Consider the following 3,319-nt stretch of genomic DNA (forward strand, 5'->3'; position numbering starts at 1 on the left):
AGTACCCAAACGCGATACCGGGTTGTGATTGTATCAACCAAAATGTATTTAAGTGATCGAAAGATGACTTGGAATACGGCACAAATGCGAGAACTCATCCTGTAGCGACATGTTTCGAGCAATCGAGACACACTCGTTATAGGGTCAAGCGAACAAGTGCATGTGGTGGATGCCTTGGCGATCACAGGCGATGAAGGACGCGGTAGCCTGCGAAAAGCTTCGGGGAGCTGGCAAACAAGCTTTGATCCGGAGATGTCCGAATGGGGAAACCCGGCCCGAATGGGTCATCCCACACTGAATTCATAGGTGTGGGAAGCGAACGCGGCGAACTGAAACATCTAAGTAGCTGCAGGAACAGAAATCAACCGAGATTCCCAAAGTAGTGGCGAACGAAATGGGAAGAGCCTTGTACTCTTTAGCAGTGGTGTTAGCAGAACGGGATGGAAAGCCCGGCCATAGCAGGTGATAGCCCTGTATGCGAAAACACGATTGTGGAACTAGGTGTACGACAAGTAGGGCGGGACACGTGAAATCCTGTCTGAAGATGGGGGGACCATCCTCCAAGGCTAAATACTCGTGATCGACCGATAGTGAACCAGTACCGTGAGGGAAAGGCGAAAAGAACCCCGGGAGGGGAGTGAAATAGATCCTGAAACCGCATGCATACAAACAGTCGGAGCCTCTTCGGGGGTGACGGCGTACCTTTTGTATAATGGGTCAGCGACTTACATTCAGTGGCAAGCTTAACCGATTAGGGAAGGCGTAGCGAAAGCGAGTCCGAACAGGGCGTTGAGTCGCTGGGTGTAGACCCGAAACCAGATGATCTATCCATGGCCAGGTTGAAGGTGCGGTAACACGTACTGGAGGACCGAACCCACTAACGTTGAAAAGTTAGGGGATGAGCTGTGGATAGGGGTGAAAGGCTAAACAAATCTGGAAATAGCTGGTTCTCTCCGAAAACTATTTAGGTAGTGCCTCGTGTCTCACCTTCGGGGGTAGAGCACTGTCATGGTTGGGGGGTCTATTGCTGATTACCCCGCCATAGCAAACTCCGAATACCGAAGAGTGCAATCACGGGAGACAGACATCGGGTGCTAACGTCCGGTGTCAAGAGGGAAACAACCCAGACCGCCAGCTAAGGTCCCCAAATATGGCTAAGTGGGAAACGAAGTGGGAAGGCTAAAACAGTCAGGAGGTTGGCTTAGAAGCAGCCACCCTTTAAAGAAAGCGTAATAGCTCACTGATCGAGTCGTCCTGCGCGGAAGATGTAACGGGGCTAAGCCATATACCGAAGCTGCGGACGCGTGCGTTCCTTTAAGTGCACCAAGCTTGTCGATGCGCAGCATCGACAAAGCCGCCAACAATGATCGATGGTGGTTGTGCTAGTGGATTTAAAGGAGCGCACGCGTGGTAGGAGAGCGTTCTGTAAGCCTGTGAAGGTGTCTTGTAAAGGATGCTGGAGGTATCAGAAGTGCGAATGCTGACATGAGTAGCGATAAAGGGGGTGAAAGGCCCCCTCGCCGTAAGCCCAAGGTTTCCTACGCAACGTTCATCGGCGTAGGGTGAGTCGGCCCCTAAGGCGAGGCAGAGATGCGTAGCTGATGGGAAGCAGGTTAATATTCCTGCACCGTCGTATGATGCGATGGGGGGACGGATCGCGGAAGGTTGTCCGGGTGTTGGAAGTCCCGGTCCCTGCATTGGAGAAGGCGCTCAGGCAAATCCGGGCGCGGGATTCAAGGATGTGGGGCGAGCGGCCTAGTGCTGCGAAGCAATTGGAAGTGGTTCCAAGAAAAGCCTCTAAGCTTCAGTCATACGAGACCGTACCGCAAACCGACACAGGTGGGCGAGATGAGTATTCTAAGGCGCTTGAGAGAACTCGGGAGAAGGAACTCGGCAAATTGGTACCGTAACTTCGGGATAAGGTACGCCCTGGTAGCTTGACTGGCCTGCGCCAGAAGGGTGAAGGGGTTGCAATAAAATGGTGGCTGCGACTGTTTAATAAAAACACAGCACTCTGCAAACACGAAAGTGGACGTATAGGGTGTGACGCCTGCCCGGTGCCGGAAGATTAAATGATGGGGTGCAAGCTCTTGATTGAAGTCCCGGTAAACGGCGGCCGTAACTATAACGGTCCTAAGGTAGCGAAATTCCTTGTCGGGTAAGTTCCGACCTGCACGAATGGCGTAACGATGGCCACACTGTCTCCTCCCGAGACTCAGCGAAGTTGAAGTGTTTGTGATGATGCAATCTCCCCGCGGCTAGACGGAAAGACCCCATGAACCTTTACTGTAGCTTTGCATTGGACTTTGAACCGATCTGTGTAGGATAGGTGGGAGGCTTTGAAGCGTGGACGCCAGTTCACGTGGAGCCGTCCTTGAAATACCACCCTGGTTTGTTTGAGGTTCTAACCTTGGCCCGTGAATCCGGGTCGGGGACAGTGCATGGTAGGCAGTTTGACTGGGGCGGTCTCCTCCCAAAGTGTAACGGAGGAGTTCGAAGGTACGCTTGGTACGGTCGGACATCGTACCTAAAGTGCAATGGCAAAAGCGTGCTTAACTGCGAGACCGACAAGTCGAGCAGGTGCGAAAGCAGGACATAGTGATCCGGTGGTTCTGAATGGAAGGGCCATCGCTCAACGGATAAAAGGTACTCTGGGGATAACAGGCTGATACCGCCCAAGAGTTCATATCGACGGCGGTGTTTGGCACCTCGATGTCGGCTCATCTCATCCTGGGGCTGTAGCCGGTCCCAAGGGTATGGCTGTTCGCCATTTAAAGAGGTACGTGAGCTGGGTTTAAAACGTCGTGAGACAGTTTGGTCCCTATCTGCCGTGGGCGTTGGAATCTTGACGGGGGCTGCTCCTAGTACGAGAGGACCGGAGTGGACGTACCGCTGGTGTACCTGTTGTCTCGCCAGAGGCATCGCAGGGTAGCTATGTACGGAAGAGATAACCGCTGAAAGCATCTAAGCGGGAAACTCGCCTGAAGATGAGGATTCCCTGGAGGCTTGACCTCCTTGAAGGGTCGTTCGAGACCAGGACGTTGATAGGCTGGGTGTGGAAGCGCAGTAATGCGTTAAGCTAACCAGTACTAATTGCCCGTAAGGCTTGATCCTATAACCAGTGTGTTTTGCCTGGTGTGTGATCGCGACTGTGCCGAAACAGTTGACACGCACAACCCCAACTACATCCCGATTCGCAGCGTTGCCCGCAACCGCAGCGCTGCAACCCCTCATGCCTGGTGACCATAGCGAGCTGGAACCACCCCTTCCCATCCCGAACAGGTCCGTGAAACAGCTCCGCGCCGATGATAGTGCGGAT

1 rRNA gene and 1 other annotated feature are annotated in these 3,319 nt (G+C 53.4%); the gene reads left to right on the top strand.

Annotated features, from left to right (window positions below):
- Positions 1-142 precede the first annotated feature (142 nt).
- A 23S ribosomal RNA gene (locus CBM2594_RS17795) occupies positions 143-3,114 on the top strand.
- A gap of 121 nt (positions 3,115-3,235) precedes the next feature.
- Positions 3,236-3,318: a sequence feature (5S ribosomal RNA rRNA prediction is too short), on the top strand.
- The last annotated feature ends 1 nt before the right edge of the window (position 3,319 follow it).

It is taken from the genome of Cupriavidus taiwanensis, from assembly GCF_900249755.1.
In the GTDB taxonomy this organism is placed as follows: Bacteria; Pseudomonadota; Gammaproteobacteria; order Burkholderiales; family Burkholderiaceae; genus Cupriavidus; species Cupriavidus taiwanensis_D.